Annotated in this window: 31 protein-coding genes; all 31 read right to left on the bottom strand. The window is 30.6% G+C overall.

Going from position 1 to position 26,598, the window contains the following annotated elements; translation table 11 throughout:
- Positions 1 to 8 precede the first annotated feature (8 nt).
- Genes HNP68_RS02950 through hslV form a run of 31 tightly spaced genes read right to left on the bottom strand, consistent with a single transcriptional unit; the run spans position 9 to position 26,593 of the window.
- The gene (locus HNP68_RS02950; RefSeq protein ID WP_183220280.1) at positions 9 to 311 is read right to left on the bottom strand and encodes a hypothetical protein; all 303 of its coding nucleotides are present in this window, start codon (positions 309 to 311) and stop codon (positions 9 to 11) included.
- A 23-nt stretch (positions 312 to 334) separates the two neighbouring features.
- The gene (locus HNP68_RS02945; RefSeq protein WP_183220278.1) at positions 335 to 2,239 is read right to left on the bottom strand and encodes a FapA family protein; all 1,905 of its coding nucleotides are present in this window, start codon (positions 2,237 to 2,239) and stop codon (positions 335 to 337) included.
- Positions 2,240 to 2,241: 2 nt separating this feature from the next.
- Positions 2,242 to 2,721: a hypothetical protein gene (locus HNP68_RS02940; protein WP_183220276.1), complete on the bottom strand. Its 480-nt coding sequence runs from the start codon at positions 2,719 to 2,721 to the stop codon at positions 2,242 to 2,244.
- Between the two features lie 4 nt (positions 2,722 to 2,725).
- Positions 2,726 to 3,613 (bottom strand): MinD/ParA family protein, encoded by an 888-nt coding sequence (locus tag HNP68_RS02935; RefSeq protein WP_183220274.1) that lies wholly within the window; start codon positions 3,611 to 3,613, stop codon positions 2,726 to 2,728.
- Between the two features lie 11 nt (positions 3,614 to 3,624).
- The gene (gene flhF / locus HNP68_RS02930) at positions 3,625 to 4,791 is read right to left on the bottom strand and encodes a flagellar biosynthesis GTPase FlhF (protein WP_183220272.1); all 1,167 of its coding nucleotides are present in this window, start codon (positions 4,789 to 4,791) and stop codon (positions 3,625 to 3,627) included.
- A 3-nt stretch (positions 4,792 to 4,794) separates the two neighbouring features.
- On the bottom strand, positions 4,795 to 6,888 hold the full coding sequence (gene flhA, locus HNP68_RS02925) for a flagellar biosynthesis protein FlhA (RefSeq protein ID WP_183220270.1): 2,094 nt from the start codon (positions 6,886 to 6,888) through the stop codon (positions 4,795 to 4,797).
- An 8-nt stretch (positions 6,889 to 6,896) separates the two neighbouring features.
- The gene (gene flhB, locus HNP68_RS02920) at positions 6,897 to 8,015 is read right to left on the bottom strand and encodes a flagellar biosynthesis protein FlhB (protein ID WP_183220268.1); all 1,119 of its coding nucleotides are present in this window, start codon (positions 8,013 to 8,015) and stop codon (positions 6,897 to 6,899) included.
- The gene (fliR, locus tag HNP68_RS02915; RefSeq protein WP_183220265.1) at positions 8,015 to 8,803 is read right to left on the bottom strand and encodes a flagellar biosynthetic protein FliR; all 789 of its coding nucleotides are present in this window, start codon (positions 8,801 to 8,803) and stop codon (positions 8,015 to 8,017) included. Before fliR ends, flhB begins: the two co-directional genes overlap by 1 nt.
- 41 nt (positions 8,804 to 8,844) lie before the next feature.
- On the bottom strand, positions 8,845 to 9,108 hold the full coding sequence (gene fliQ / locus HNP68_RS02910; protein ID WP_183220264.1) for a flagellar biosynthesis protein FliQ: 264 nt from the start codon (positions 9,106 to 9,108) through the stop codon (positions 8,845 to 8,847).
- A 9-nt stretch (positions 9,109 to 9,117) separates the two neighbouring features.
- Positions 9,118 to 9,882, bottom strand: a complete 765-nt coding sequence (gene fliP / locus HNP68_RS02905; RefSeq protein WP_183220262.1) for a flagellar type III secretion system pore protein FliP — start codon at positions 9,880 to 9,882, stop codon at positions 9,118 to 9,120.
- 10 nt (positions 9,883 to 9,892) lie between these two features.
- Positions 9,893 to 10,519: a flagella biosynthesis regulatory protein FliZ gene (locus tag HNP68_RS02900; protein ID WP_183220260.1), complete on the bottom strand. Its 627-nt coding sequence runs from the start codon at positions 10,517 to 10,519 to the stop codon at positions 9,893 to 9,895.
- The gene (gene fliN / locus HNP68_RS02895) at positions 10,512 to 10,853 is read right to left on the bottom strand and encodes a flagellar motor switch protein FliN (protein WP_183220258.1); all 342 of its coding nucleotides are present in this window, start codon (positions 10,851 to 10,853) and stop codon (positions 10,512 to 10,514) included. Before fliN ends, HNP68_RS02900 begins: the two co-directional genes overlap by 8 nt.
- 43 nt (positions 10,854 to 10,896) lie before the next feature.
- Positions 10,897 to 11,955: a flagellar motor switch protein FliM gene (fliM, locus tag HNP68_RS02890; RefSeq protein WP_006068597.1), complete on the bottom strand. Its 1,059-nt coding sequence runs from the start codon at positions 11,953 to 11,955 to the stop codon at positions 10,897 to 10,899.
- A 28-nt stretch (positions 11,956 to 11,983) separates the two neighbouring features.
- Positions 11,984 to 12,520 carry a flagellar basal body-associated protein FliL gene (gene fliL, locus HNP68_RS02885; RefSeq protein ID WP_183220255.1) on the bottom strand — a complete coding sequence of 179 codons (537 nt, stop codon included), beginning with the start codon at positions 12,518 to 12,520 and terminating at the stop codon, positions 11,984 to 11,986.
- A gap of 47 nt (positions 12,521 to 12,567) precedes the next feature.
- Entirely contained in the window at positions 12,568 to 13,350 is a 783-nt protein-coding gene (gene motB, locus HNP68_RS02880) for a flagellar motor protein MotB (RefSeq protein ID WP_183220253.1), read from the bottom strand.
- Positions 13,350 to 14,132: a motility protein A gene (locus HNP68_RS02875; protein WP_183220251.1), complete on the bottom strand. Its 783-nt coding sequence runs from the start codon at positions 14,130 to 14,132 to the stop codon at positions 13,350 to 13,352. The genes motB and HNP68_RS02875 overlap by 1 nt, the downstream gene beginning before the upstream one ends.
- Positions 14,129 to 14,353: a flagellar FlbD family protein gene (locus tag HNP68_RS02870; RefSeq protein ID WP_183220248.1), complete on the bottom strand. Its 225-nt coding sequence runs from the start codon at positions 14,351 to 14,353 to the stop codon at positions 14,129 to 14,131. The genes HNP68_RS02875 and HNP68_RS02870 overlap by 4 nt, the downstream gene beginning before the upstream one ends.
- Before the next feature lie 21 nt (positions 14,354 to 14,374).
- Complete coding sequence (gene flgE / locus HNP68_RS02865) at positions 14,375 to 15,703, bottom strand: flagellar hook protein FlgE (RefSeq protein WP_183220246.1); 1,329 nt, start codon at positions 15,701 to 15,703, stop codon at positions 14,375 to 14,377.
- 4 nt (positions 15,704 to 15,707) lie between these two features.
- Positions 15,708 to 16,151: a flagellar hook assembly protein FlgD gene (gene flgD / locus HNP68_RS02860; RefSeq protein ID WP_183220244.1), complete on the bottom strand. Its 444-nt coding sequence runs from the start codon at positions 16,149 to 16,151 to the stop codon at positions 15,708 to 15,710.
- A gap of 13 nt (positions 16,152 to 16,164) precedes the next feature.
- Positions 16,165 to 17,349 (bottom strand): flagellar hook-length control protein FliK, encoded by a 1,185-nt coding sequence (locus HNP68_RS02855; RefSeq protein WP_183220242.1) that lies wholly within the window; start codon positions 17,347 to 17,349, stop codon positions 16,165 to 16,167.
- Between the two features lie 7 nt (positions 17,350 to 17,356).
- Positions 17,357 to 17,974, bottom strand: coding sequence for a periplasmic-type flagellar collar protein FlbB (locus tag HNP68_RS02850; protein ID WP_183220240.1), 618 nt, complete (start codon positions 17,972 to 17,974; stop codon positions 17,357 to 17,359).
- Positions 17,967 to 18,398 (bottom strand): flagellar FliJ family protein, encoded by a 432-nt coding sequence (locus HNP68_RS02845; RefSeq protein WP_183220238.1) that lies wholly within the window; start codon positions 18,396 to 18,398, stop codon positions 17,967 to 17,969. The genes HNP68_RS02850 and HNP68_RS02845 overlap by 8 nt, the downstream gene beginning before the upstream one ends.
- On the bottom strand, positions 18,395 to 19,705 hold the full coding sequence (fliI, locus tag HNP68_RS02840) for a flagellar protein export ATPase FliI (RefSeq protein WP_183220236.1): 1,311 nt from the start codon (positions 19,703 to 19,705) through the stop codon (positions 18,395 to 18,397). The genes HNP68_RS02845 and fliI overlap by 4 nt, the downstream gene beginning before the upstream one ends.
- A gap of 18 nt (positions 19,706 to 19,723) precedes the next feature.
- On the bottom strand, positions 19,724 to 20,644 hold the full coding sequence (fliH, locus tag HNP68_RS02835; RefSeq protein WP_183220233.1) for a flagellar assembly protein FliH: 921 nt from the start codon (positions 20,642 to 20,644) through the stop codon (positions 19,724 to 19,726).
- 14 nt (positions 20,645 to 20,658) lie between these two features.
- Positions 20,659 to 21,693: a flagellar motor switch protein FliG gene (gene fliG, locus HNP68_RS02830; RefSeq protein ID WP_002556889.1), complete on the bottom strand. Its 1,035-nt coding sequence runs from the start codon at positions 21,691 to 21,693 to the stop codon at positions 20,659 to 20,661.
- Between the two features lie 15 nt (positions 21,694 to 21,708).
- On the bottom strand, positions 21,709 to 23,418 hold the full coding sequence (gene fliF, locus HNP68_RS02825) for a flagellar basal-body MS-ring/collar protein FliF (RefSeq protein WP_183220231.1): 1,710 nt from the start codon (positions 23,416 to 23,418) through the stop codon (positions 21,709 to 21,711).
- A gap of 14 nt (positions 23,419 to 23,432) precedes the next feature.
- Positions 23,433 to 23,768 (bottom strand): flagellar hook-basal body complex protein FliE, encoded by a 336-nt coding sequence (gene fliE, locus HNP68_RS02820; protein ID WP_183220808.1) that lies wholly within the window; start codon positions 23,766 to 23,768, stop codon positions 23,433 to 23,435.
- 14 nt (positions 23,769 to 23,782) lie between these two features.
- The gene (flgC, locus tag HNP68_RS02815) at positions 23,783 to 24,241 is read right to left on the bottom strand and encodes a flagellar basal body rod protein FlgC (RefSeq protein WP_183220229.1); all 459 of its coding nucleotides are present in this window, start codon (positions 24,239 to 24,241) and stop codon (positions 23,783 to 23,785) included.
- A gap of 23 nt (positions 24,242 to 24,264) precedes the next feature.
- Complete coding sequence (gene flgB / locus HNP68_RS02810) at positions 24,265 to 24,672, bottom strand: flagellar basal body rod protein FlgB (protein WP_183220227.1); 408 nt, start codon at positions 24,670 to 24,672, stop codon at positions 24,265 to 24,267.
- A 33-nt stretch (positions 24,673 to 24,705) separates the two neighbouring features.
- Positions 24,706 to 26,052: an HslU--HslV peptidase ATPase subunit gene (gene hslU, locus HNP68_RS02805; protein ID WP_183220225.1), complete on the bottom strand. Its 1,347-nt coding sequence runs from the start codon at positions 26,050 to 26,052 to the stop codon at positions 24,706 to 24,708.
- On the bottom strand, positions 26,045 to 26,593 hold the full coding sequence (gene hslV / locus HNP68_RS02800) for an ATP-dependent protease subunit HslV (RefSeq protein ID WP_183220223.1): 549 nt from the start codon (positions 26,591 to 26,593) through the stop codon (positions 26,045 to 26,047). The genes hslU and hslV overlap by 8 nt, the downstream gene beginning before the upstream one ends.
- Positions 26,594 to 26,598 lie beyond the last annotated feature (5 nt).

The following is a 26,598-nucleotide window of genomic DNA, read 5'->3' as shown; positions in this document are numbered from 1 at the left end:
AAAACATTTTATCTCTTAAGGTTAACATTTTTGCCAATTTTAGGATCCTCAAATTTACCAGAATATAAACTAAGCATCGCCCTATCTTCGTTTTTATTTTTTTTTACTGAAAATGAAAGCAAAAAATTATTCTCAACCCTACTGATTGCACATACACTACTAACCTCAGAATCAGTATGATAATTCCTTAAAAATCTAAACCTAGTATTTTGATTAATTCTTAATCTTTTGAGCTTTTCATATTCACTTAAAAGCTGTTTAGCCTTAAAAGAACTAACAACAGACATTTTAAAAACTCCATATGCATCCATATCTAAATCCTTATATTAAAATTTCATCCAGACTTATAAGGAATATAAGTCATAACTTTAATATAATTATCATCTTCTACAAAAGTAACATTGCTATAATCTTTTGAAAGCTCATAAAAAGCACTTTTAATATAAAGTTTAACACCTGAGCAAGCTATATTTTCAACAGAAACTTTACCATCTATCTTAGTATTTTCAAGTTCATTTTGTAAATCAATTCGCTTACTCTCTATCATTTTTATTTCCATTTTAAGAATCTTACTCTCATTAACAAATTCATTGTAACTGTCAATCTTTAAAGATTTTTCTGCCTTATCTGTAATGAGCACAATATTCTTTTTTAAAGCAATAATATCTTTAGTTAAAATTTCTAGTCGCTTTTCAATCTTTTCAAGATGATTATTAAATCTAGTTAGTAAATCTTTAATTTCAGGATCATAACCAACATCTATGCAGGTTTCACAACTTCTATCAGAACCTATAGAATACGCTCTAACCTCTTCCTTAGCATAAACATTCGAACCGACTATTTTTGATTTTTTGCCGATACAAAGAACTCTCTTTTTAGAAGAAATTGAAGAATTCACAATGCCCCTTAAAACTTCAACTTCTCCGCCACAATTTAAAGTAACATTCTCTAAAAACTTAGCTCTAATATTACCCCGTGCATAAATCTTAGAATCACCTTTACCATTTACACCACTATGGAAAATAATAGACCCATCCGTTTTTAAATTGCAACGACCCACCAATCCTTTCACCTCTATTCCACTTTTGGCCATAATGTTGTATCCATCTAAAACATTACCTTGAACAAGGACCATTCCATTATTTACTATATCTCCAGTAGCAGGCCCAACATCGCCTTTGACCAAATAAACATTATGGACAGATATTACACCATCTGAAACTGACATATACCCATTACATTTTGCACGAATTTTATAACCATCTCTAAAAGTATTTTCACCTAAAACAAAATTAATATCTTGCCCACTCTCTGATTTTAACACTTTGCCAAAAACGGTATAACCATCTATACCTTTCTCAAAAGGAATAATTCTGGCCAATTCCTCGCCTTCAATAACATTCCTAAATCCTATACTTGAAACCTCATATTCACCAAGTCTATTATTCTCATCAACAATAAAATCGATATAAGAATCCTTGCCCTTTACTGGTTCTAACCCTCTTGCAAGTTCAATAGGCTCACCATAAACAGGATAATCTACAAATTTTGCTACCTTATCCTTAAGTATTGCAATATCTATTACTCCATATTTTCTAAGGATATTAAAAATATCTTGCGCAAAAATTTCAGCTCCATTTATTCCGGGAGTAGTAAATTCAATAGTAACTGACATTGAATTTTCTGATATTTGAACCATCATTGTAACATTTTCAGAAGGATCAGCTTCAAAATCAGCAATTTTTTCATAGTATCCACTAGCATTCTCAACTATACTTTTCACAATGTCTTTATCGAAGTTTTCAATATTACTATGTAATTCTAATTTGGAAAGAACATCTTGATGCTTAACAGAAATTCCCTGTCCCTTAGATGGTATAACCTTGAGAAATACACCCTTAGAAGATTTTCTGATAAAAAATTCGCCATCCAATGAAATTATTTTTTCCTCTCCTGAATCATCTCTTGAATCAAAAGACACTTTAGGTTTGCTAGAAGAATTTCTATAGGCAACTATTTTCCATTTTTTCTTTCCATATCCTAATACGCCATTACTACCTTTTAACAAAATTTCATAGTCTAATTCTTTATAAGGCACTGAAAGCTCTAAAGAAGCATCATTTAAGGCTTCTTCAAGAGTATCTGCTTCTATTTCTATAAAATCAACATTATTTTCTCTTTCTAAGTAACCTCGCATTTTATCACAAAGTTCAAAAAAATTTATAACCCTACTATCCATATTTATTCCTTTTTGCTCATTAAAGTTTTAATAGCATCTGCAACAACTTTTGGATCATTATCTTCAATAAATGACATTTTTTTAATCTTGCCAATTCCCTTACTCATGTCTTCAGTATCAAATTTATACTTTTTAACCTCTTCTATATAATCAACGTTACTATTGTTATTTTGAAAATTTTCATAAAGAGAATTTTTATTTTGAGAATCAAGATTCTCACCCAAATCCTTATGAACCTTATTATCATCTTGAAGCTTATTTTTAGTATTATCAGACAATTCTGTTAAAAAAAGATTCGATAAATATTTCTTATAGATATACTCAATTAAAAGTCCAATAACAAAAAAAAATACAAACTGAAAAAAAGACCTTAATAAGATTATAAAAAATGGCAAACCACAAAACAAACCTAAAATTGTCGAAATAAAGAATGCCGACAAACTAGCTAATAAAATGTACTTTAATTCCCTACTTACAAACATAACCCTATTCCACACCAAAAAATCTTAATATAAAGCCTATAACACCCCTTCTTTTTCTGCTATCTAGAGAAACTTCCTCAAGAGTTGCGACAATAGAATCAAGACAATAACTAGCTTTGCTATTTGGATTTACCAAAACAAAAGGTTTTTGCTTAAAAACAGAACTCCTAACATTTTGATCCTCATAAATATATCCCAAATAATCAATATTTAAATTTAAAAATTGCCCTGAAATATCTATAACCTTTTTTGCAACCCCCTTAGCCTCACTAACGTTAGCTACTCTATTAACAATAAGTCTTAAATTTTTTAAATTTTCCATCTTATAAGACAATACCTTTATTATTCCATAAGCATCCGTAATCGAAGTAGGCTCTGGGGTAGTAACAATAACAACATCGTCACTGGAAAGCAAAAACGAAATAACTTGTCTTGAAATCCCCGCACTAGTATCTATTACAACTATATCATATTCATATATTTTTAATAATTCTTTTATAAATTTATTAACATCAACATCGGAAAGATCTAAAAGCTCCATTGTACCAGAAGCACCGGCTAAAAGATCAATATTGTATTCTGTCTTTGTTATTACTTCCCTAATATCACGACTTTGAGCAATCATATGATATATGCTGTACTTAGGAATAACCCCAAGCAAAATATTAACATTAGCCATTCCAATGTCAGCATCAAGTATTAATACCTTTTTACCGAGCTCAGAATATTTAAGAGCAAGTCCAATTGCAATATTGCTTTTGCCAACACCACCTTTACCACTACTAACAGCAATAAATCTTGTTTTACTGTTTTGAACTTTCTCATCAACTGAAAAATTAAATTTACCATTTAATTTCATCATATCTCTTAAACTTTGAGCTTGATCTTCCATTATAACTTTCCTTAATAATAAGATTTACTTTTTATTTTCTTAATAAACTCTGCATCATCGCTTATTCTGTAGCCATTTATTCTTCTAATAAAAGTAAGTGGTTCTGCAACACTGATATTATGAGGAACAATTTGCCCATCCGTAACATAAGAAACTACTTTTTTCATTTCATAAATCAAACTTATCAAATTCCCAACACAAGTGGTTTCATCCACTTTGGTAAAAATTACGGTTTTATAATTAAAAGGAGAGAATTGGTGAAATATTTCCTTAACATCTGATGTTTTCGTAGTAGAGCTCACAGCTAAATGAAATTCAGCATCTCTTCCACAAGCATTAAGAAGCTCCTTCATCTCAGCAAGCTTCATAAAATCCTTAGGACTTTTGCCAATTGTATCAACAAGTATAAGATCAAAATCCTTTGAATCAGTAATTTCATCTTTTAAATCTTTAAAAGACTCAATTGCTCTAACTGGAATACCCATAATATCACCATAAGTTTGAATTTGTTTTTTAGCTCCAATACGGTAATTATCAATAGTAATAATTTTAATATTTAAGCTCTTAGATTCTCCATTAATACCATAAATTGCTGCAAGTTTCGCAATTGTGGTGGTCTTTCCAACACCTGTTGGACCAACTAAAATAAAAACCCTTTTCTTAAGATTATCAATAATAGATCCCGAACATTTAATTGTTTTTGCAATATACAAAACAACATCCTCTCTAACTCTCTCATAATCATCAAGTTCTGACAAACTAAATTCTCTCTTAATAAATTCATTAATGTCTTTAATATAATTTTCAGAAAAATCATTTTCTCTTAAAATATCTTCAATTTTTGTAATTGTTGGGTGATTAATATTTTCTTTTTTTTGGGCAAGTTCTGTTTTAAGGGACTTAACTTCTTTGAGCACATCTTCAATTGAAGAATTTTCTTCTCTTTTAATGCTTTGAAGAATTTTTCGTTTTTCATCTTCAACATTAATCTGCTGATTACCAATGTCGTATCTAACATAACCTGAGACCTCAACCCAATCTTTACTAAACAAGCCTAAAATCCCTCCATGAGGAATGGTTTTATAAGTCATAACCCTAGCATTCTTACCATATTTTTTCTTAATTATTTCTATAACTTCATTATAAGTTGGACCTTTTTCTGTAAAATATTGAACCATATATTATTCTTCAACCTCTACTGTTTTAAGAACATTAACTTTAATATTTTGGGGAACCTCTAAAACAGACATAACAACAAGCTCTGGGATCTCTCTACTTGTTATCACCTTTATTATAGGTCTTGACGATTCGCTTGAGAGAATAACTGGATAAAACCCTTCTGCTTGAACCTCGTTTACAATTTTGAAAAGTTCATAAATAAATTTAGTTTTCAAATTAGGATCAATTGAACTTATAAGATCGTGATTAGATTCTATACGAGAATCGATTATTATTTGCTCAAAACTGGGATTTAAAGTTATTACATTAAGCTCAGAATTTAAGTCTAAATACCCACTAGCTATTTGTCTTCCAACTGCTTGTCTACATTTTTCAATCAAGAAAAATGTATCCTTAGTAATGCTTGTAAAATCTGCAATTGTTTCAAAAATTGTAACCAAATTGCGAATTGAAACCTGCTCTTTTAAAAGGCCCTGCAAAACCCTTTGAATCTCTCCAACTGAAAAATTCTTAAGGACCTCTTCAACAATAGCTCCATAATCTTTCTTAAAAACATCAAGGGTATTTTGAACATCTTGACGAGTCAAAATTTCGTAAGAATGTCTTTTAATAAGTTCTGTCATATGAGTAGCAATAATAGAAGGAGGATCTACAACAGTATATCCCAATTTTTCAGCAGTTTCTCGTCCATCATCATTTACCCAAAGAGAAGGAAGTCCAAATGAGGGATCTTTAACAAGATCTCCATCTATTCCAGAATCAAGACCAATGTTTATCACTAAAAATTTACCAAGCTTAATCTCACCTCGCCCAACCTCAACTCCCCTTAGTTTAAAAGAATAAGCATTGGGCTCAAGCCGCATATTGTCAACTATTCTAATCTTAGGCACAACTATTCCAAATTCAAATGCAATCTCACGCCTTATCTTAACAATACGATCAAGTAGTTCAGAGGTTTTTGTATCATCAACTATTGGAACAAGATTATATCCAATCTCAAGAGCTAATGGATCAAGAGGAACAACAGGCGCAACATCTTTATCTAAATAAATTGACGCTTGCTCTTCTTCCAGTTTCATTTTTTCATTAATTTCTTCTCTACGTCTTATGCCTGAAAGAGAATAAGCTAAAAATGCAATTAATAAACTTAAAAAAATAAGAATTAAAGTTGGAAATCCAGGAAGAAAAGCTAAAAAAAACAAAAATCCAGAAACAATCCAATAAATTCCTAAATGATTTGTGAATTGCTCAAAAATCTCCCCACCAAAACTATTTTTTGAAATTGACCTAGTAACAATCAAACCTGTAGCCGTTGAAATTAAAAGAGCCGGTAATTGAGACACAAGTCCATCACCAACCGTCAATGACACATAATTATTAAGAGCTTCATTAAAGTTAAGACCTTGCAAAGTTGTTCCTACCAACAAACCACCAAGAATATTTATAAGGGTTATCAAAAATCCAACCTTAACGTTTCCCGACACAAACTTAGAAGCCCCATCCATTGCGCCATAAAAATTGACTTCAGATTGTAAATCATTTTTTTGCCTTGTAGCCTCTTCTTCTGTTAAATTTCCAGAACTATAAGCAGAATCAATTGCCATTTGCTTACCGGGAAGCGCATCAAGAGCAAATCGAGCTGCAACTTCAGCTACCCTTGTTGCTCCTTTAGTAATTACAATAAATTGAACAGCAATGATTATTATAAATATTATAAATCCAATAACAAGTCCTTGAATTCCAGAACTACCTACAACAAATGTGCCAAACGTTCTTATCATTTGCCCATCAAAATTTATACCTTTAGTTAAAATTAATCTAGTAGAAGAAATATTAAGCACAAGTCCAAAAATAGTCATCACAAGCAATAAAGTGGGGAAAACAGAAAAATCTAGAGATCTCTTAGAATAAAGAACAATTAAAATAATTAAAAGACTTATTACTAAATTAATCGTAATTAAAACATCTAAAATAACCGCAGGAAGAGGTAAAATAAACCCGGCAACAATAAATATCAAACCAACTGAAATTATCAAATCAGACTTATTATTAAGTCCTAAATATCCTAATATAGAATTTTTTCTAGCATCCAACAATAGAACCTCTAATTAAACCTTTTAGTAATAGAATATACTCTCACAAGAATTTTTGAAACAACCTCCCAATATTCTCTTGGAATCTCTTCGTTAACCTTAACATTAGCATAAAGCGCTCTTGCAAGCAGTTTATTTTCCATTAAAGGGACATTATTTTCTCTTGCAATTTTTTTAATTGCGAGGGCCATTTCATCCTGACCTTTTGCAAGTACCCTTGGAGCTAGCATTGTTTCGCTATCCCATTTAATAGCAACCGCAAAATGTTCTGGGTTTGTAATTACTACATCTGCTTGAGGAACAGCTACTCTTAAATTAGTACTTAAAACAACCCTCATTCTCTCTTTTATTCTAGATCGAAGTAAAGGATCACCTTCCATTTCCTTCCTCTCCTGCTTTACCTCTTCTTTTGTCATTTTCAAACTCTCAATGTATTGAGATCTTTGAAACAAATAATCAAACACTCCGACAATTGCCAACAATATTACTGAGAAAAAACATATCTTATAGGCAAGCACCAACACAATAGAAATTCCAGTCTGAAGCGTATACTCCGAAAGCTTAGAAATTTTGCCTATATTGTTTTCTATAATAAAATAGAATATCAAGCATATTATAACAACTTTTAACAAACTTTTAAACAAATTGAAAAAAGCACCAGCCGAAAAAAAAGAATTTTTTGCCCACCTGGAAAAATTAAAACTAATTTTATCCCACCTTGGCTCTAAAGATTTAAAAGTAATAAAAAAACCTACTTGAACAATATTCACAAAAAAATTAACAGCTAAGGATGCAAAAAAAAACAAAACAACATAGCCCATGATGGATCTAATATATGCAAAACCCATAGCATAAACACTCATCTTCATAACCTCAGGAAGCTTACTAACCTGCTCTTTAAAAACAGCTGCTAAATCTAAAGCAAAATAAGAAAGCATGAAAAAAAACAATGCAAATAACAATAAAAGACCAACAGCAGTATTAATTTCAGCGGACTTTAATACCCGTCCTTCTTCTCTTGCTTTTTGCTTTTTTTGGTCAGTGGGTAACTCGGTTCTTCCTTCATCATCTGCAGAAAAAAAATCAAGGGGAATATACCAACTTTTAATCAAAAATTCATCTTTTATCATTATTTTAAAACTCTAGAAAACAATTTTAAAAAACTAGCAAGAGAATCTAAGGAAAGCTCAATCACTTTTTTTGAAGATATTGCTAAGCTTGGAAATCCAATATATAAAATTAACAGCCCTAAAAATAGCGAAGTTGAAAAACTAATTATTAATAAATTAATCTGGGGTGATGCTTTTGAAAGTATTCCTAATACCAGATAAAAAAGTAAAAGCAAAGCCAATATCGGAAACGAAATTAATAAAGCTTTTTCAAAAAGAAATCCAAAAGACATAAGCAAAAGCTTGATAAACTCTGAATTTTTCATATTTACCAAATGTTCAACCCTAATGTTCAAAACAGAATCATGTATGCCAATCACAAAAAACCGAAGTAAAAAATCGCTTGACAAGAACAAAAGCAAAAATAAATAAGCAAAAATTTGTGAAATAATCATACTATCTTCTTCTGAAAAAACATCAAAAATATTTGCATAAGCAAGTCCAATTTGATTAGAAAAGAAAAATCCAACTAAATGAAAAACATTAAAAATTATACTAACAAAAAATGCCTGAATAAGGCCTAAAATAGCTTCTCCTAATAAAATTAACACAAAAGAAAACATATTATCTAAAGGATAAGTAACTTTAATCTTTTCAACAACAATTATAGAGAGAATCAAAGAAAAGAAAAAATTAAAATATCCAATTTTTATTGTTGAAAAAAATGGAGAAAATTTTAAAAACACAAAAATTCTAACCAACACAGGTAAAATTGTAAAAGATTTTAAAACCAAAAAATTCAAATTCAAAATTTCATCCAAACAATATAATAATAATTTAAAGTTATAAACTAAACATTTTGCAATTGATTAAAAATAATATAAGTAAATTGCATAAGCTTATTTAAAATCCAAGGACCAAAAATCACAATAGTTAAAAGTATAACAATAATCTTTGGAATAAAACTTAAAGTTTGATCTTGAATTGAAGTAATAGCTTGAAAAATTGAAATTAAAAGACCAACTATAAGAGCTATAATCAACATTGGAGCTGATAAAATAATAATGTTTTCAATAGAAATTCTAATTAAATAAAGAATGTGTCCTGCAGTCATATATATACCCTACATAAAACTTTTAATAAGACCACTAGTAATTAAAGTCCATCCATCTACCATTACAAAAAGAATCAACTTAAAAGGCAAAGATATCATTACAGGGGGTAACATTATCATACCCATAGCCATTAAAACAGACGCAACAATAATGTCTAAAACTATAAAAGGCAAAAATATTAAAATTCCCATTTTGAAAGCCACTTTAAGCTCATGTAAAATAAAAGCTGCAATTAAAACATGTGTTGGTACTTCGCTAAAATTTTTTGGTCGATCATAATTACTAATGCTCATAAATAACCTAATCTCTTCATGACTTCCATCAGACATTTGCTTATACATAAAAATTCTAAGAGGCGCAATTCCTTTGTTATAAAATTCATCAAAATTTATTTTTGACTCTTTAAGAGGCAAATAAGCTTGTTTATATATAGCATTAAAAGTTGGCCACATAGTAAAAATAGTTAAAAATAACGCCAATCCCATTATTATTTGAGTAGGAGGAGATTGTTGAAGAGATAAAGCGCGTCTAATAAAATCTAAAACTATAGATATTCTCAAAAACGAAGTCATTAAAACTAAAAATGCTGGAGAAAGAGTAATAATGGTTAATAGAATCAAAAGCTGCAAAGAAAAAGCTATTTCTGAACCACTAATATTTTCAAAATTTAAAAACGGAAAATTAAGACCTTTGGTGGCTTGCAAAGATTTTGTTTGCGCAAAAGATAAACTTGTTACACTAAAAAATAAAAAAAAATTAAAACACTTTCTCAAAATAAACCCTCTAAAATTTTTTTAATCTATCCTGTTTATCCTTAAGCGAAGTCTCAATTTTCTTCTCAAGTTTAACATAATCATTACTGGAAAAAGGAACTTCTTCTTTTTTGAGCAGCATTTTCTTAAAGATTGATTTAAAAGAATCTTTCTTAGAAAAATTATTAATCTTGCTAAGCTTAAGTTTTAAATCTTCTAATTCTTCTTCAGATTTAATCTCTTTGAGTAAAGTAGAAGAATTGCTGGAAACTAAAAATATATAAACATTGTCTAATATGTTTATAATTCTTATTGAGTTTTTAATATCTATTTCGTAAAAAACAAGCTCCTTAATCAAATCAGAATTTTGTTCATATTTGCTTTTTTTTGAATAAAAAATCAATTTTTTAAATAAAAAAAAGATAAAAAAAGCAATAAGCAAAAATAAAACTATCTTAACCAAATCAGAAATATTAAAAAGAGAGACTGCCTGAGTACTATCATTGTTAGTAAGATTTGCCTTATCCCCCTCAAAGATTGGCAAGCTAGATTCATTTTCTAAATTATCAGATACTAAATCTACTTGCTCTTGCGAATTAGCATATGTAAAAAAATTAGAAAACGCTAAAAAAACTAAAAATAAAAACTTATTATTCATTTTTAGTTTTAATTATCTCAGTAATTCTAACTCCAAAATTTTCATCAATTACAACTACTTCTCCCCTGGCAACTATTTTACCGTTTACTAAAATATCTACAGGCTCACCAGCAAGTTTATCAAGAGTAATAATCGTGCCTTCAGACATACCAAGTATATCCTTTATTTTACGTTCTGTTCTTCCAAGTTCTACAGTAAGCTGCATAGAAACATCCATTAAAAGTCCAAAATTACTAGGATCAACTCCTTCTGGTAAAGTATCAATTAAATCAGGTAGCTTAACCCCTTTTATTTCCGGCTTTTCTACATTATCACTTTTTTCATTTACACTCATAATTCAACCTCTTAATAATTTAAGTTATAATAAAAAATTACTATCACTCAACCTCTTCTGTAAGCTCTTTTAATAAATCAAAACCTTTTATATCTCCAATTTTTTCTGTAATTTGTACTGAAATTTTATTGCCCATTAAACCCATTCTACATTTAAACTTTTCCTTAGTACCAACTTTTAAAGTTAAATCTTTATTTATTAGAGAAGATTCAAGATTTAAAACATCACCTTTGTCAAGCGATAAAATTTCTCTTACCTTCAGTTTAACTTCCCCTATTTCTGCTACCAAAGGCATCGCTGTATTTTCTAACTTTTCACGCAAAGCATCAAGATTCTCACTAGTAGTTCCAACTCCAATCAAAGAATGCCAATATCTTGTTGATAATTTTGAAACAATAGGTTCTATAGTAATATAAGGCAAACAAAAATTCATAAGTCCTTCCACCTTTCCTATTTTAACCTCAAGAGTTACTAAAATAATCATTTCTGTAGGAGGAACTATTTGAGCAAACTGTGGATTGACCTCAATATGCCCAAATCTTGGCCTTAAATCAACTACCTGAGACCAAGCCTCTCTCATATTAGCAAGTATACGAATAATAACACTTTCCATGACAGACTGCTCAATTTCTGTTAAATCTCTACTTTTATCTTTAATCGTATCCCCATCTCCCCCAAAAAGCCTATCTACTATAGCAAATGCTATGGTTGGATCAACTTCAAAAATAGCAGATCCTTTAAGTGGATCCATATTTATTATTGCTAAAGTTGTGGGATTAGGTATTGACCTAATAAACTCTTCATAAGTTAATTGGTCAACTGAAGCCACATGAACATGAACCATTTTTCTTAAAAGAGCAGAAAGTGAAGTTGTGGTATACCTAGCAAACGCCTCATGAAAACTTGAAACTGTTCTAACCTGTTCTTTTGAAAATTTATCTGGTCTTTTAAAGTCATATACCTTAACTTTTTGCTTTTTTCCTGTAGGACTAGATATAACATTAGAAAGGGATTCGTCTAGCGATAAACTTTCAGATGAGTTGATAGACTCTAAAAGGCTATCTATATCGTCTTGGGATAAAGCTCCTGGATTGTTTGCCATTTAAAATTCCTTTAAATTTATTACATTATTACATATCAAAAATATCAATTTGGGTTAATGCTATTTCTTTTATTTCTCCGTTTCTAAGAATACTATTAATTCTTGCCTTAATTTCTGCTTTTATTTGACTTTCATTCTTTATTTCTTGACCAGTTCTTTGACTAAAATATTCTCTAATAATATCTTTTAAGCGTACTTTTTGCCTTCCAAGTTCATTAAGAATATTAACATTATTCTCTGCATACCCTAAAGCAAGCTTTACAACAAAAGTTTTTGGAGGAACATCTAAAGTATTACCCCTAATCTCATCTATACTTTCATACCATATAAGCATAGGAGGCTTTCCTAAGTATTCATTAGAAAAAACTGGGAAATCACTAGGAGCTCCACTTTGGCTTACCACCATTTTAGATACAAAATAAGAAACAATTATCATTATTGCAACAGTAAATATTCCTATTGCAAGTATCTGCAAAATTTTTATTATAATATCAGGTAATAAACCACCTTTTCTACCAACATTAGAATCTCCTACATCTAAATTTTCATCGTCCTTATTTGGCATAATAAAATTCCTCCTATTAATTTCTTCTCTATAGTTTAAAAAAACTATTACTGCGTAATTTCCTTAGGAAAACTTAAAGACGCATCCGTAGTAATTAATATATCAATTCTTCTATTATAAGCTCTGCCCTCAGGAGTATCGTCTGTTGCAATAGGCCTACTTCCGCCAAAACCAGCTACTTCAAACTTATTTTCAACGCTCTTAACATTAGATTGATCTAAATAATTCAAAATATGTTCTAGCATATTCACAGATCTTGCAGTAGAAAGCTCCCAATTGTTTTTCCAAGGCCCATTTACATCAGTGTCAATATTATCTGTATGCCCTTCTATTTTAAAATTATAGCCTCTAGAACTTAAAACTCCAATAAAAGATGCTATCTTTTGAATAGAATCTCTATTGTCTTCAAGCTTAACATCTGCACTAGCAGAATCAAAGAAGGCATCTGCTGCAAGAGATATCACAATACCCCGTTCTTCCTGTCTAACTATAATATTTTTAGACTGAATTTTCTCAATAAATTCAATCATAGATTTATTTTTAGCAGTCTGAGATGCTTGTTTATTGCGCACAGTAGAAGGTAAAGACATAAAACTATTACTCAAATAAGATAATTTATTAAAATCTAAAGTTTTACCACCTTTAAAAAATCCTGCACCCGTGAAAGAAGCAGACATTATCCTTATCACATTCTCTTGAAAAATAATATCATTTAATGAAAACATTGTAACAAAAAATACAAGCAGCAAAGTAACCATGTCCCCATAAGTCACCATGTAATCTGGTGCTCCTTCATCACATTTCAAAGACTTTTTAAATCTAAAAGCCATTATTCACCCCCAATACTATTACCAAGATGACTTCGATCTTTGGGAGTTAAAAAAGTCATCAATTTTTGTTCTAAAATTCTAGGATTATCTCCAGACTGAATTGATAAAACACCCTCAATTATCATTGTTTTTACTGCAGATTCCTCAGAATCAATTTTTTCCAACTTAAGTTGTACAGGAATAAACATTAAATTTGCCATTATGGTTCCATAAAGAGTTGTAATAAGAGCAACGGCCATAGAAGACCCAAGCGCAGACTTGTCCTCTAGATTACCAAGAAGAGCTACAAGTCCAATAAGAGTACCCGTCATACCAAAAGCAGGAGCAAGTTTTGACCAAGTCTTAAAAAGATCTGCACCAACTTTATGTCTTTCTTGCATTTGATCAAGCTCTAAATAAAGCATAGTTCTAATTACTTCAGGATCTGCACCATCAACAACAAGCCTCATTCCTGACTTAAAAAATGGATCATTAATTTGTTCAAGCTCATCATCAAGAGACAAAAGACCTTCTTTTCTAGCCTTTTCCGAAAGCTCTACTAATATTTTTATAATAGAAATTTTGGCATAAGAATTTCTTCTAAAGAAAAAACCCAAATACGTTGGAATTTTTTTTACAGCAATAACTTCTGAAGAAGCCATAAGAGCAGAAAAAGATCCAACAACGGTAATAAAAACAGAACTTAAATCCCAAAACACACCAAGTCCTGTGGGAGTAAATGCCATGGAAATTAAAATAGCTCCAAATCCGACTCCCCACCCAATTATACTAGCCAAATTCATAATTTAACGCCCCCATTTCCTTCTCTTACAATTTTTTCAAAAGAAGTAACTTCTTTCCTATACAACTTAATCCTATTGATCACCTCTTCAACTTTTTCCTTTACAATCAACTTCTTACCGTTCATAAGAAGAATTGTAGTATCAGGATTAGCTTCAATACTTTCAATATGACAAGGATTTAAATAATATCCAAAACCATTAAGCTTAGTTACAAAAATCATATTTTAAAAAACAATCTTGACTTAATTTTTCAATCTTACAAGTTCTTGCAATAATTGATCAGAAGTAGTAATAGTTTTAGCATTTGCCTGAAATCCTCTTTGAGTTACTATCATATCTGTAAACTGCTCTGCAAGATCAACATTGGCCATTTCTAAAACACCAGATCTAATATCACCAAGTCCCGCAAGCCCAGTCTCGCCTATTCTAGCCTGACCTGAATTGCTTGTTTCTACAAAATTAGTATCGCCTGATTTTGCAAGTCCTCCGGGATTCATAAAAGAAGCAAGAGCAATCTTGCCAAGATCTCGCCTTATTCCATTTGAATAAATACCAACTATGACACCATTTTGATCAATTTCATAATTTTCCATATACCCCATGCCATATCCATCTTGAATAATAGCTTTTGTGCTACTAGAATCAGCAAATTGGGTGATTGAATCAGTGTAGCTCCCAACTGTTCCTAATTTTAAATTTACAGTTTGCTGCTCACCAACTTCACCTGCATTTGCTCCTAAAACATTAAATGTTATAGGAATTTGAAGAATATCTCCTTTTTGACTTGGTTGTCCATTTAAAGTTGCCAATGCTCCCTCATTGTCAAACCCAAGTGTAAAATTTGAATTTTGCTCACCATTTATTAATACTGTTGCATTCCATAAATTAGGAGTATTTAAATCTTTTACAACCCTAAGTTCAAGAACACTAACATTTCCAAAACTGTCATACAATGATTTATTAACAACCCAAGTTCCACGTGCAATATCTGCCGAACTTGCATTTTCTTGAATCACAGGCAACCTCTTATCAAGGTTACAAGCAAAAGTAATGTTTTTGGTAGATTTTGCTCCCTCTTTATCTCCAATTGGAATAATTAAATCTTCAACATCAGAAGCTGTATTGATAACCTTTTCACCTTCTAAATCTCTTGCCATCCAACCTTGAATTCGCATCCCATTTGCAGGATTTACAAGATGCCGATCAGAGTCCACATCAAAAGCACCAGCTCTTGTATAAAACAAATTTTTACCTTCTTTTAAAATAAAAAATCCATTACCACTAACTCCAAGATCAGATGCTTTTTGAGTACTTTGAAAAGCCCCTTGAGTGTGAACAGTGTCAATTGCAGCAACATTCATACCTAATCCAACTTGCTTAGGATTCGTCCCCCCACGAGTATCAGTAGGACGAGAAGCCCCAGAAATAGACTGTGATATCATATCCTGAAAATTTACTCTTCCCTTTTTAAACCCAATTGTATTTACATTAGCAATATTATTACCAACAACATCCATTCTTGTTTGATGATTCTGAAGCCCAGAAACACCAGAATATAAAGACCTCATCATATAATTACTCCTCCAAACCTACCGATAATATGTTTTTATATACATAATAATTACCATTAACCATAACTTGGGGTATTGCGCCTGTCTTAATATTTGTGACACGACCTTTAACAATCTCCCCATCACCATGCTGAAATTTGATTACTTTGCCCAACAAATCCAAATCTTTCCTTATTCCTAAAGAAGATGCAAGTTTTTCAAATGACTTGCTCATATTCGCCATTTGCTCAAGAGTCGAAAATTGCGCCATTTGAGCAATAAATTCTTTATCCTTCATTGGATTTGTAGGATCTTGATATCTAAGTTGAGTAATAAGTAACTTTAAAAAATCGTCCTTACCAAGGTTAACCTTATTAGCTACATTGTCAACCTTAAAATCTGATCCTTTTTTAATTTTATTACCAATAGTCAAATTAGAAACATTTTCAACACCATTCATTTTACTCATTTAACTCCACCATCTAAACAATCAAATTAACATTCTTATCTACATCACAAGCAAATTCAATTTCTTCTTCAATTTGAAAAAATTTATTATAACCAAAATAAAAATTTTGATCTTTAGAATCATCTTTAAAATTTTTAGAAAAAGAATTCAAATCTTCGCCTGCAAGAAAAAGATTTAAGCTGGCATTAAAACCACTCTCACCAAGCATTTTATTTAGTGAATGCATATTTTGGTCAAAAAGCATTTTAACATTTTGATTATCCACTATGATCTTTCCCAATAAATTGTTATTAGAATCAAGGTTTAAATTAATTCGTATACTACCAAGCTCTTTGGGCTTTAAAACCAACTTAATCTCTCCTGTATTATTCGATTTTAACACAATTTTAGCTTTATCCACAATATTTTTATTAATCTTAAGATTCCACTCTGGCTTTAAGCTGTTGACAAGCTCAAAATTATCAACCTCTTTAGAGCTTTTTATGTTATAATTGCTAAATTCTTCAACAAAACCTTTAAAAGAATCGTCTGATATTTCTTTAACCTTATACCTACTACCAACAAAATTTTGACCATCAATCGTATTCAAACCAAACTTTGAAAAAACAAAATTATCATGATCACCATCGTTCTTCTTGAAATTTTTTACATCAATATTAATAACATTTTTTTCTTTCTTTTCATCATTCAAGCTGGCATGACTATAATAATCAATCAAGGAAGTTGAAAAATCAAAACCTAAAAAAGAACTTAAATCATTAAAAGCAAAACAAAGTCTTTCAATTTTTTCAAAAAATTTTTCTTTACTTACAAAATCAAAATTATCAAAATTAAATGTTAAATTCTCTTTAATATTTAAGTCCTCAAAATTTAAAAAAACATTCATTTTAGCAATCAAAGATTTTAAATCAGAAACAAAATCCTCATTATCAAGCTTTTTTAAAAAAAAGGATTTATTTAAAGGCGATTTTTTTAAATTTTTAGCAATAAGTCCATTATTTTTAATAAAATTTAAAAAATCAAATATCATAAATTTTGCTTTAGATAATCTTTTAGATTCAAAAGACATAATATTAAAAAAAGAACCCTTATTTTCTTTAGACTCCGTTTTAGAAACATTTAAATTTAATCCTTTAATTGTATTCAAGAGGTTACATTTATTGCCACAAGCTTTACTTAAATTTAATAAATTACTCATATAGGCACTACTCCAATGAACTAACAGACATTTTTCTAATCAATATAGCAGCTTTCTTGGCATCCATAAGAGACAACCAATAAGGAACAATTGAAATACGATCTTCTTTTTTAGAAAGCTCTTCAATTTTTCGCATATAAGATATTGCAAGCTCGGGATTTAAATCCTCAAGCCGCTTAACAGCATCTTCTGGCGGCATATTCATTAAATATACAGCTGTCTGTAAAATATTTGCTTCCTCGTCATTATATTTATTTATAATATCATCTATTACCTTTTGTTTTAAATCCAAATCTTTCTGCTTTTGCTTAAGCTCAAATTCGAGCTTATTTAAACTATCTTCTTTTAATTTTAGATCTTCTTTAAGCTTTTCAATCTGCTGATTTTTAATATCAATAGCTTCCCTTTCCTTAACAAGTCTAGTTTCATCAAGGATTATATTAGAATTATGATCAAAAACTAAAGAAGTTTCTCCTAAAAACTTAGTTCTTACAAATTCAGGGAAATATCTCTTAGTATTATACATCCCAAGAAAATCAATAGAAAATAACACAAATAAAAATAAAATAACAATTAAAAATAACAAAAAAAATGCCCTAAAAAAGAACGATAAAAAATTATTCACTTTCAATCCTCAGATTTTGACAAACTTTATAATTTACATATTCATCTAACAATAAGCTTTCCTTCTTTTCTATATTCCTAATTATAGAATCATTTAAAGTTTTTATTAATATCTTAATCTTTTTTTGTTCCCTATATTTATTTAGATAAATATCATAACACTCATTATAATTCTTTTTAAGTTTTTCAAGAATTTTAAAATTTTGTTTTTTTTTATAATTTAAACAATCTATATAATCTCTTATAAAAAGATCCTCGGGGCTATTCAAGTTTTTTAAAATATTGGGAATTTCATCTGAAAACTGATTTATTTTTGAAATTTTTTTATTTACATCCATTAAGTCTCTCTCGCTTAACTTTCGATAGTAGGTTCTAATGGTTAATATTCTATTAAGCTTTTGTTTTCTAAAGTTTAAATCATTCAAGATAATATTTCCCTCATCTCATCTTCTAAATTTTCAAAATCAAATGTCTCATTTATACCTTGAGAAATAAAATCAATAATCTTAGGATACTTGGAAATTGCAAAATCAACATCCTTATTGGATCCTTTAAGATAAATCCCCGTTCTAATAAGATCTTCATAATCTTTATAAACAGATAACAAATTTCTAGCTTTCATTATTAATTTTTGTTTTTCTAAACTCATTATTCTATGAATAGATCTTGACGTTGAACTAAGAACATTTATTGAAGGATAAATCCCCCTATCAAACAAATCTCTGTCTAAAATAATATGACCATCCAAAACAGCCTTAATATTATCGGCCACAGGCTCTGTAAAATCATCCCCCTCAACAAGAACAGTATAAAACCCCGTAACACTTCCTCCATTACCATTAAAACCTGATCTCTCAAGTAAAATTGGAATTTCAACAAAAACAGAAGGGGGATAGCCTTTAGCTACTGGAGGTTCTCCCAATGAAAGAGACATCTCCCTTTTAGCATTTGCAAACCTAGTAATAGAGTCAAAAAGTAAAGCAACATCTTTGCCTTGCTCTCTAAAGTATTCTGCTATCATAGTAGCAACATAAGCTCCCTTATACCTTGATATGGGTGACTCATCAGAAGTTGAAACAACTAAAACACTTTTTTTTAAACGCTCCTCACCAAGTTCATGCTCAATAAACTCATTAAGCTCTCGACCTCTTTCCCCAATAAAAGCAATAACGTTCACATCTGCATTTGAATTTTTTGCAATCATGCCAAGCAAAGTAGACTTACCAACACCAGCACCAGAAAAAATACCAACTCTTTGTCCTTTAGCAACTGGTAAAAATCCATCAAGAACCTTAACCCCTGTTAATATTTGCTCTTCAAAAATACTTCTACTAATTGGATTAATTTTTTCAAAAATTAACTCTTTATATCTATTATTCAAAAATGCCCCTTTATTATCAATAGGCCTACCAAGAGAATCAATAACTCTTCCTAAAAGCTCATCACTAAGATTTATCTCTAGCCCTTTGTTTAAAGAATAGACTTTATTTCCAACTTCAATCCCACTAAATCCTTCATATGCCATAAGACTAACATAAGGACCATTAAATCCTAAAACCTCAGCACATACTTTTTTATTATTTCTTTGATCAATTAAACATAAATCTCCAACAGCACACTGGGGGCCCAAACTTTCAACTAAAAGACCTTTTATCTTTTGCACTCTGCCAACAAAAGATACAGTTTCAATATCATCTACTTGCTTTAAATAATTTCCAAAAAAACTGCTCACTAAAATTCCTTTGAATATTTAACTTAATAATGAAAAATTTTTAAACTTTTCCTCTATTTTATCAAGCTGAGAAGAAATACGTGCATCAATCTCTCCAAAATTAGTTTCAATTATACAACCACCTTTGCCTATATTGGGATCTTCTATGATTTCTAAATTTTCTATAACATCAAATTTAGAAATAAAATCACTCTTTTTATGTCTAACAATATCTAAATCATCAAGATTTACACGGATAGTAATCTGTGTTTTATCTTTTACCCTTTTCAACACCTCATTAACATTTTCCAAGACAATATCTTTTTGAGAATCTGTAATTCTCTTAATAACCTTAATTGCAATTTGCATGACAAGGCTTATTATCTGGCCACTCGATGATTCGAGAATGCCTTTTCTTTCGGCGATTAAAGTTGCTATTATACTATGCAATTTCCTCATAACTTTGTCAAAATCTTCAAAACCGCTTTCATAACCTTTACTATATCCCTCTTGCCTACCCTTAGCTATTGCTGTCTCAAGTTCTGTTTTTAATTTTTCTTCATACTCTCTTGCCAATCTTTCAATCTCAGCATTAGATTCAGCCTCAATAGATTCCTTCTTATCAATAGCTTCTCTTTGTAAAAGATCTGCTTCTTGCTTGGCTACTTCTAGCACTTCATTGGCTTTTATTTTAGCTTCTTCAATAAGCCTATTAGATTCAATTTGAACTTCTTCTTTGGCAAGTTCTTGTCTTTTAACAAGCTCTTCTTCAAGCCGTAATTTTTCATCTCTTAGAAATTGCAACTCTTCTTTAAGATTGGTAATTTGACTTTCTATGTCGTAAACCTTGCCTTCTTTCTCCTTAATTTCTAAAGACTCAAAAACAGGCTTTGCTATCTCAACAAATTCAAACTTTACCGAATTATCAACTTCTGACGATTTATATAAAACCTTAGGCAAACAAAACTCCTTTATCAGACAAGAACATCTTCTTCACCACCTCTTGAAATAACTATTTCTCCCTGTTCTTCTAATTTTCTAATAAGAGAAACAATTTTTTGCTGGGATTCTTCAACGTCTTTTCGCCTAGTAGGCCCCAAAAATTCCATATCTTCTTTAAGCATTGAAGCTGCTCTTTTGGACATGTTTTTGAAAATTTTTTCTTGAACAGGAATATCTACAGATTTTAAAGCTTTAGCTAATTCTTGACCATCTATTTCTCTTAAAACCCTTTGTATAGATCTGTCATCAAGCAAAACGATATCTTCAAATACAAACATTTTCTTCTTAATCTCTTCTGCAAGCTCTGGATCTTCTTCTTCAAGAGACTCAATAATAAACTTTTCCGTCTTTCTATCAGCCATATTAATTATCTCAACAACATTGTCAACCCCTCCTGCTGATGTGTAGTCTTCTGAAGAAAGAGAAGCTAATTTTTTCTCAAGAACTCTCTCAACCTCTCTTACAACCTCAGGTGAAGTTCTATCCATTAATGCAATTCTTCTTGCAACATTTGTTTGTACCTCTGTAGGCAAGCTAGAGAGAATAAAAGAAGCCTTTTGGGGATCAAGATATGAAAGTATCAAAGCAATTGTTTGAGGATGTTCTTGTTGAATAAAGTTTAAAATATTTGCAGGATCCGCTCTTCTAACAAATTCAAAAGGCCTAGACTGTAAAGCAGACCCCAAATTATTAATAATGTCAACTGCTTTTTGAGTCCCAAGAGATTTTTCAAGAAGCTCTCTTGCATAATCAATTCCACCCTTTTGAATAAATTCTTGAGCCATCATTAATTCCTTAAACTCTAAAAGAACATTATCTTTAAGCTCAGAAGTAATTGTCTCAAGCTTTGCTATCTCAAATGTCAAAGACTCTATCTCTTCTTGAGAAAGATACTTAAACACTTTAGAAGAGATTTCAGAACCTATTGAAACTAACAAAATAGCAGCTTTTTGCTTACCTGTTAAAGCAGAAACATCCAGAATCTCCTTTTCTTTTTTTTCTTCCATATTAATTACTACCTTCTAAGCGTTTTTCAAAAGCCATGTTCTTATGAGCTTAGCAACATCTTCTGGCTTTTCTCTGGCTAAAAGCTCAGCATTATTTTGAAGCTCATCGCCTTCTCTAATTCCACCAACAACATCATCAACGCCAACATCATCACCACTATCCATTAAAGCTTGTTGACGTCTCAAGTGTGCTTGCTTTGCCAATTCCTCTTCTCTAAGACGTCTTCGCCTTTCAAGTTCTCTAGAAATAGCAAAAAATATTGTAAATACTAAAATTAATAATGAAAATATTATACTTGCAATAAATAAAAAATATTTAAACCTTTCACTTGCAAAATAGTTCTCATCTATTTTTCTAAATTCATTCATACGATCAAAAGATATATTTCTAACTGTTATTGAATCACCTCTTTCTGGCTTATATTCAAAAGAACTTTGCAAAACATCTTCAATATTTTTTATTTCTTCTAGTGCCATAGGCTTATATTCTCTTTTTCTCATTCCATTTTCTATTACGAAATTTCCCTTTTCATCATACACAAAATTCCAAATACCATCCACAAAAATACCAAGAGAAACACCTACAATCCTAGCCGGCTCTTTTTCGCTTGTAGATTTTTTTTCATTTAAAGCAACATTTTTAATCTCCTGAGATTCATTATATTTACCAGTAATATCGCTTAAATCCTGATACTCGGGAGGGGTATTGCCTTCTTGACCAGGAGGCCCCCATGGACTATATCCTTGCCCCTGATATTCTTTTTTTTGAGTTTGAGAAGATATAATAGTTGAATCGCTTACTTTTCTAGTGTTATAAGAAGCTTTTGGATCTTGGGATTGAAGTTCAATAGGAGCATACTCTTTAGACTCTGTAGTTTCTTTTGAAGTATCAAGTTTTACATTTACTCTTGCTATCATAAATCTATCAACAGATAAAACTTTACTTAATGCAGAGTCAATTTCTCCCCTAAGCATAGCTTCATACTTAAGCTTCAATTTGCGCTCCTTTTCTGCTAAGTCTATTCTGTCTATCCCATCTAAATTAGAAAAATCATTTAAAATAGTTCCACTATTATCAACAATAGCAATATTATCAGACTCAAGACCTTCAATAGCATACTGAATAAGCTTAACAAGTCCTTCAACTTTTTTTCTATTGGTAATAATATCAGAACCAGGTCTTGGGGTAATTCTAACAGACGCCTTAACAGACTCTTGCGCCTCCTTAAAAAGAGCTTTCTCGGGCATAACAAGATTCACACTAACAGCATCAACATCATCTAAAGCTACAATATGCTGCTCAACCGCCCTTGTAATAGATCTTCTAAGATTAATGCTTCTTTCAAAATCAGTAATAGTCCATCTGTCAATATCAAACAAAGCCCATGGATCCATATGAATAGGCACAAGCTCTTCTCTTACAAGAATTGCTCTCATTTTCTTCGCAAGCTTTTCATCATCTAAATAAATTCTTCCATCGGAACTTAAAAAATATTTAACATTTTCTCTATCAAGTCTTTGCGATATCCTGTCTAATAGATATTGATCTTTAATCTCAACTCCAAAAAGAGCAATACTTTGACTTTTAGTAGAAAGTCCTATCAAAAAAACAAACGCAAGAATAACAAAAAAAATAATCAACCCTAAGGCTATTTTCTGAACCGTACTAGCTTTTTTGAAGATTCCTTTTGCTGAAACAAAAAAATTAGTAAAAAAATTGCTCAAAATCTTATGGCTCCTTAACGAATATTGATTATATCTTGATAAGCCTTCATACCTCTCTCAACAACAGCCTTTAAAATGCTTAAATTCATATTAGCTTTAGAAATCGCTATTACAAAATCATGAACATCAACACTACTAGGCTTAAGAACAGCTTGTTCCATAACTTTAGAAACATTTAATTGACTTTTGTTGACACCAGTAATCGTATTTATTAAAACATCCTTAAATGTTTTAATATCATTGCTTTTGGCAATGCTTTTAGAAGAACCAAAAAGATTCACATCAAAATGCAAAGGATTTTTTTTAACCAAATTAATATTATTTTCTGTAAAAAAAGTATCTATTCCCATCAATGATCTCTCCTTTAGCTTTGAAGTATAGCTAACGCACTTCTAAACATAGACTTACTACTATTAATAACAGTAGAATTTGCCTCATAAGCACGAGAAGCTGAAATCATATCTACCATTTCTTCAACCAAATTGACATTAGGAAGCTCCACATAACCTTTTTTATCCCCAAAATTTATTGAATCAGGATGGGTTGGGTCATATTTTAATTTTAATGGAGATTTATCTTTTTCAATGCTAGCAACCCTAACTCCTTGCCCAATACCATTATCAAGATAATCTGGAATAAAAGGACCTTTCCAATAAGGATTACTAACCCTTGGTGCAAAAATAATCCTCTGTCTTCTATAAGGCCCACCATCAGGAGTTCTAGAAGTAGAAACATTTGCAATATTATTCGAAATAACATCAATCCTCAACCTTTGTGCTGTCAATCCCGTTGAAGCTACATTAATGCTTGAAAATAATCCCATTTTACATTCCTTAAAATATTAATTTATTTTAATACAATATTTATACTTTTAAAATAATGCGACTGAACATTGGTCATAAGATGATACATCATTTGATTTTGTACAAGTGACTTAATCTCAGAATCAATATCAATATTATTGCCATTATTATTCATAATTGAAAAATGATCAAGGAGTCTATGAGGCTTAATATCTAAATACTCTAAATCTTTAAACCCAGATAAATGCTTATCACTAGACTTGATTAACTTTAGATCATTTTTATTTTTATTTAAAAAAGCCTTTTCCAGCTCTGACTCAAAAGAAATTTTACTTCTCTTAAAATTTGGAGTATTTACATTTGCTATATTGTCAGAAATAACGCTTTGTCTTAAACTTAGAACATCTAAATACCTATGTGAAAAATCTATAGATCTTTCAAAATCATTCAAATTAAAGCCCCCCTCGTTTAAAATTACTTTTAACTAAATTATATAATAATTTAAATCTTTTTGTTCGTTAATTTGTATTTTTTTATTAACATAGTCCAAGTTTATTTCAAATTTTTTCAACTTACTACCTGGCACCTCAAAAAAAAGATCTGCAAGCACCCTTTCCATAACGCCGTGAAGTCTTCTGGCACCAAGATTTTCATTCTCAAGATTCATATTAAAAGTAAGCTCTGCAATTCTATCTACAGCCTCCTCGCTAAACTTTAAATCTAAATTATAAACCTTAAACATCGCAACATATTGTTTTATTAAAGAATTTTTTGTTTGTTTTAAAATTTTTTTTAAATCGTCTATACTCAGACTTTTAAGCTCAACCTTAATTGGAAATCTCCCTTGAAGTTCGGGTATTAAATCAGAAGGTTTAGCTAAATTAAATGCCCCTGCTGCAATAAATAAAATATGAGAAGTATCAACTATTCCATATTTTGTATTAACTTTAGAGCCTTCAATAATTGGTAAAATATCTCTTTGGACGCCCTCTCGAGACACATCATTCCCACTCCTATTCTTAGCAGCTATTTTATCGATCTCATCAATAAAAATAATTCCCATATTCTCAACTTTAGATTTTGCAATATCTGAAATATTCTCATGATCAACCAATTTTTCAAGCTCTTCTGCTAAAATTATTTCCTTTGCCTTTTTAATCTTCAATTCTCTTTTCTTTTTTCTATCAAATATATTGCCTAATAACCCTCCAATTCCCATATCAATTTCTTCAAAATTACCGCCTGTAAATATTTCTATTGTGGAAAATGGCATTTTACTAGAAATTTGTATTTCAATAGTAGTATCATCAAGCTCACCTGCTCTAAGCTTTTTTCTAAGTTTCTCTTTTACCTTTTCTTCTGCTTTTATTTCATTTGGATCTATATTATCAGAATTACCAGATCCTTTAAAAAGACTATCGACTATCCTCTCCTCTGTTTTTACTAGAGCATCCTCTCTTACTGTACTATACATCTCTTCTTTTACCATATTAACGGCAATACTCATCAAATCTCTAACCATAGATTCAACATCACGACCAACATAACCAACCTCGGTATATTTTGTAGCTTCAACTTTAAGAAAAGGGGCTTTAATTAACTTAGAAAGTCTTCTTGCAATCTCAGTCTTTCCAATACCTGTCGACCCAATCATAATAATGTTCTTAGGCATTACCTCATCTTTTATTTCTTTTGGAAGTCTGGACCTTATATATCTATTAACAAGAGCAATCGATACTAATTTTTTAGCTTCGTCTTGACCTATGATGTACTTATCAAGTTCTGCAACCACATCTTTGGGAACTATATAATGCTCTTCTAATTTATTCATTTTCAATCTCCTCAAGCACAATATTAGAATTAGTATATATACATACTCTTGCGGCTATTTTTAAAGATTTGCGCGCAACCTCAAAAGCACTTAATTTTTTGTTCTCCATGTAAGCAAGCGCCGCTGAATATGCATAATTACCACCACTCCCAATTGAAATAACATCCTCTTCGGGTTCAACAACATCGCCAGTACCAGAAATCAAAAGAATATTGTTGGAATCCGCAACAAGCATCATAGCCTCAAGCTTATGAAGTATTTTGTCCGAACGCCAATCTTTTGCAAGATCAACAGCAGCTCTTTTAATGTCAATCAATCCATCACCTTTTGCCTTAATTTTTTCTTCAAATTTTTCAAAAAGAGTAATTGCATCAGACGTTGAGCCTGCAAATCCTGCCAAAATTCTCCCATTAAGCAATTTTCGTATTTTAATAGCATTACTCTTTAAAACAGTATGTCCAAAAGTTACTTGTCCATCTGCTGCTACCACAGTCTTACCATTTTTTTTTATTGCAATAACTGTGGTCCCTTTAAAGTTCATATTAC

Source organism: Borreliella yangtzensis (assembly GCF_014201775.1).
GTDB classification, from domain to species: Bacteria; Spirochaetota; Spirochaetia; order Borreliales; family Borreliaceae; genus Borreliella; species Borreliella yangtzensis.
Note: the sequence above shows the minus strand (reverse complement) of the source record. Positions and strands in the feature narration are given on the sequence as shown.

Excerpts from the sequence above, each read along its gene's own strand:
- HNP68_RS02945 (WP_183220278.1), bottom strand. The coding sequence starts at position 2,239 with ATGGATAGTAGGGTTATAAATTTTTTTGAACTTTGTGATAAAATGCGA.
- fliE (WP_183220808.1), bottom strand. The coding sequence starts at position 23,768 with ATGGGAATAGATACTTTTTTTACAGAAAATAATATTAATTTGGTTAAA.
- fliM (WP_006068597.1), bottom strand. The coding sequence starts at position 11,955 with ATGGCAAACAATCCAGGAGCTTTATCCCAAGACGATATAGATAGCCTT.
- flhF (WP_183220272.1), bottom strand. The coding sequence starts at position 4,791 with ATGGTTCAATATTTTACAGAAAAAGGTCCAACTTATAATGAAGTTATA.
- fliQ (WP_183220264.1), bottom strand. The coding sequence starts at position 9,108 with ATGACTGCAGGACACATTCTTTATTTAATTAGAATTTCTATTGAAAAC.
- flgE (WP_183220246.1), bottom strand. The coding sequence starts at position 15,703 with ATGATGAGGTCTTTATATTCTGGTGTTTCTGGGCTTCAGAATCATCAA.
- HNP68_RS02875 (WP_183220251.1), bottom strand. The coding sequence starts at position 14,132 with ATGAATTTGGCTAGTATAATTGGGTGGGGAGTCGGATTTGGAGCTATT.
- fliL (WP_183220255.1), bottom strand. The coding sequence starts at position 12,520 with ATGCCAAATAAGGACGATGAAAATTTAGATGTAGGAGATTCTAATGTT.
- fliG (WP_002556889.1), bottom strand. The coding sequence starts at position 21,693 with ATGGAAGAAAAAAAAGAAAAGGAGATTCTGGATGTTTCTGCTTTAACA.
- HNP68_RS02950 (WP_183220280.1), bottom strand. The coding sequence starts at position 311 with ATGGATGCATATGGAGTTTTTAAAATGTCTGTTGTTAGTTCTTTTAAG.
- HNP68_RS02900 (WP_183220260.1), bottom strand. The coding sequence starts at position 10,519 with ATGAATAATAAGTTTTTATTTTTAGTTTTTTTAGCGTTTTCTAATTTT.
- flgC (WP_183220229.1), bottom strand. The coding sequence starts at position 24,241 with ATGGGATTATTTTCAAGCATTAATGTAGCTTCAACGGGATTGACAGCA.
- HNP68_RS02935 (WP_183220274.1), bottom strand. The coding sequence starts at position 3,613 with ATGGAAGATCAAGCTCAAAGTTTAAGAGATATGATGAAATTAAATGGT.
- flgD (WP_183220244.1), bottom strand. The coding sequence starts at position 16,151 with ATGAGTAAAATGAATGGTGTTGAAAATGTTTCTAATTTGACTATTGGT.
- hslU (WP_183220225.1), bottom strand. The coding sequence starts at position 26,052 with ATGAATAAATTAGAAGAGCATTATATAGTTCCCAAAGATGTGGTTGCA.
- HNP68_RS02940 (WP_183220276.1), bottom strand. The coding sequence starts at position 2,721 with ATGTTTGTAAGTAGGGAATTAAAGTACATTTTATTAGCTAGTTTGTCG.
- hslV (WP_183220223.1), bottom strand. The coding sequence starts at position 26,593 with ATGAACTTTAAAGGGACCACAGTTATTGCAATAAAAAAAAATGGTAAG.
- motB (WP_183220253.1), bottom strand. The coding sequence starts at position 13,350 with ATGGCTTTTAGATTTAAAAAGTCTTTGAAATGTGATGAAGGAGCACCA.
- flhB (WP_183220268.1), bottom strand. The coding sequence starts at position 8,015 with ATGATAAAAGATGAATTTTTGATTAAAAGTTGGTATATTCCCCTTGAT.
- HNP68_RS02870 (WP_183220248.1), bottom strand. The coding sequence starts at position 14,353 with ATGATTTTTGTAACTAAGCTTAATGGTTTTGGATATTATTTAAATCCT.
- fliN (WP_183220258.1), bottom strand. The coding sequence starts at position 10,853 with ATGAGTGTAAATGAAAAAAGTGATAATGTAGAAAAGCCGGAAATAAAA.
- HNP68_RS02855 (WP_183220242.1), bottom strand. The coding sequence starts at position 17,349 with ATGAGTAATTTATTAAATTTAAGTAAAGCTTGTGGCAATAAATGTAAC.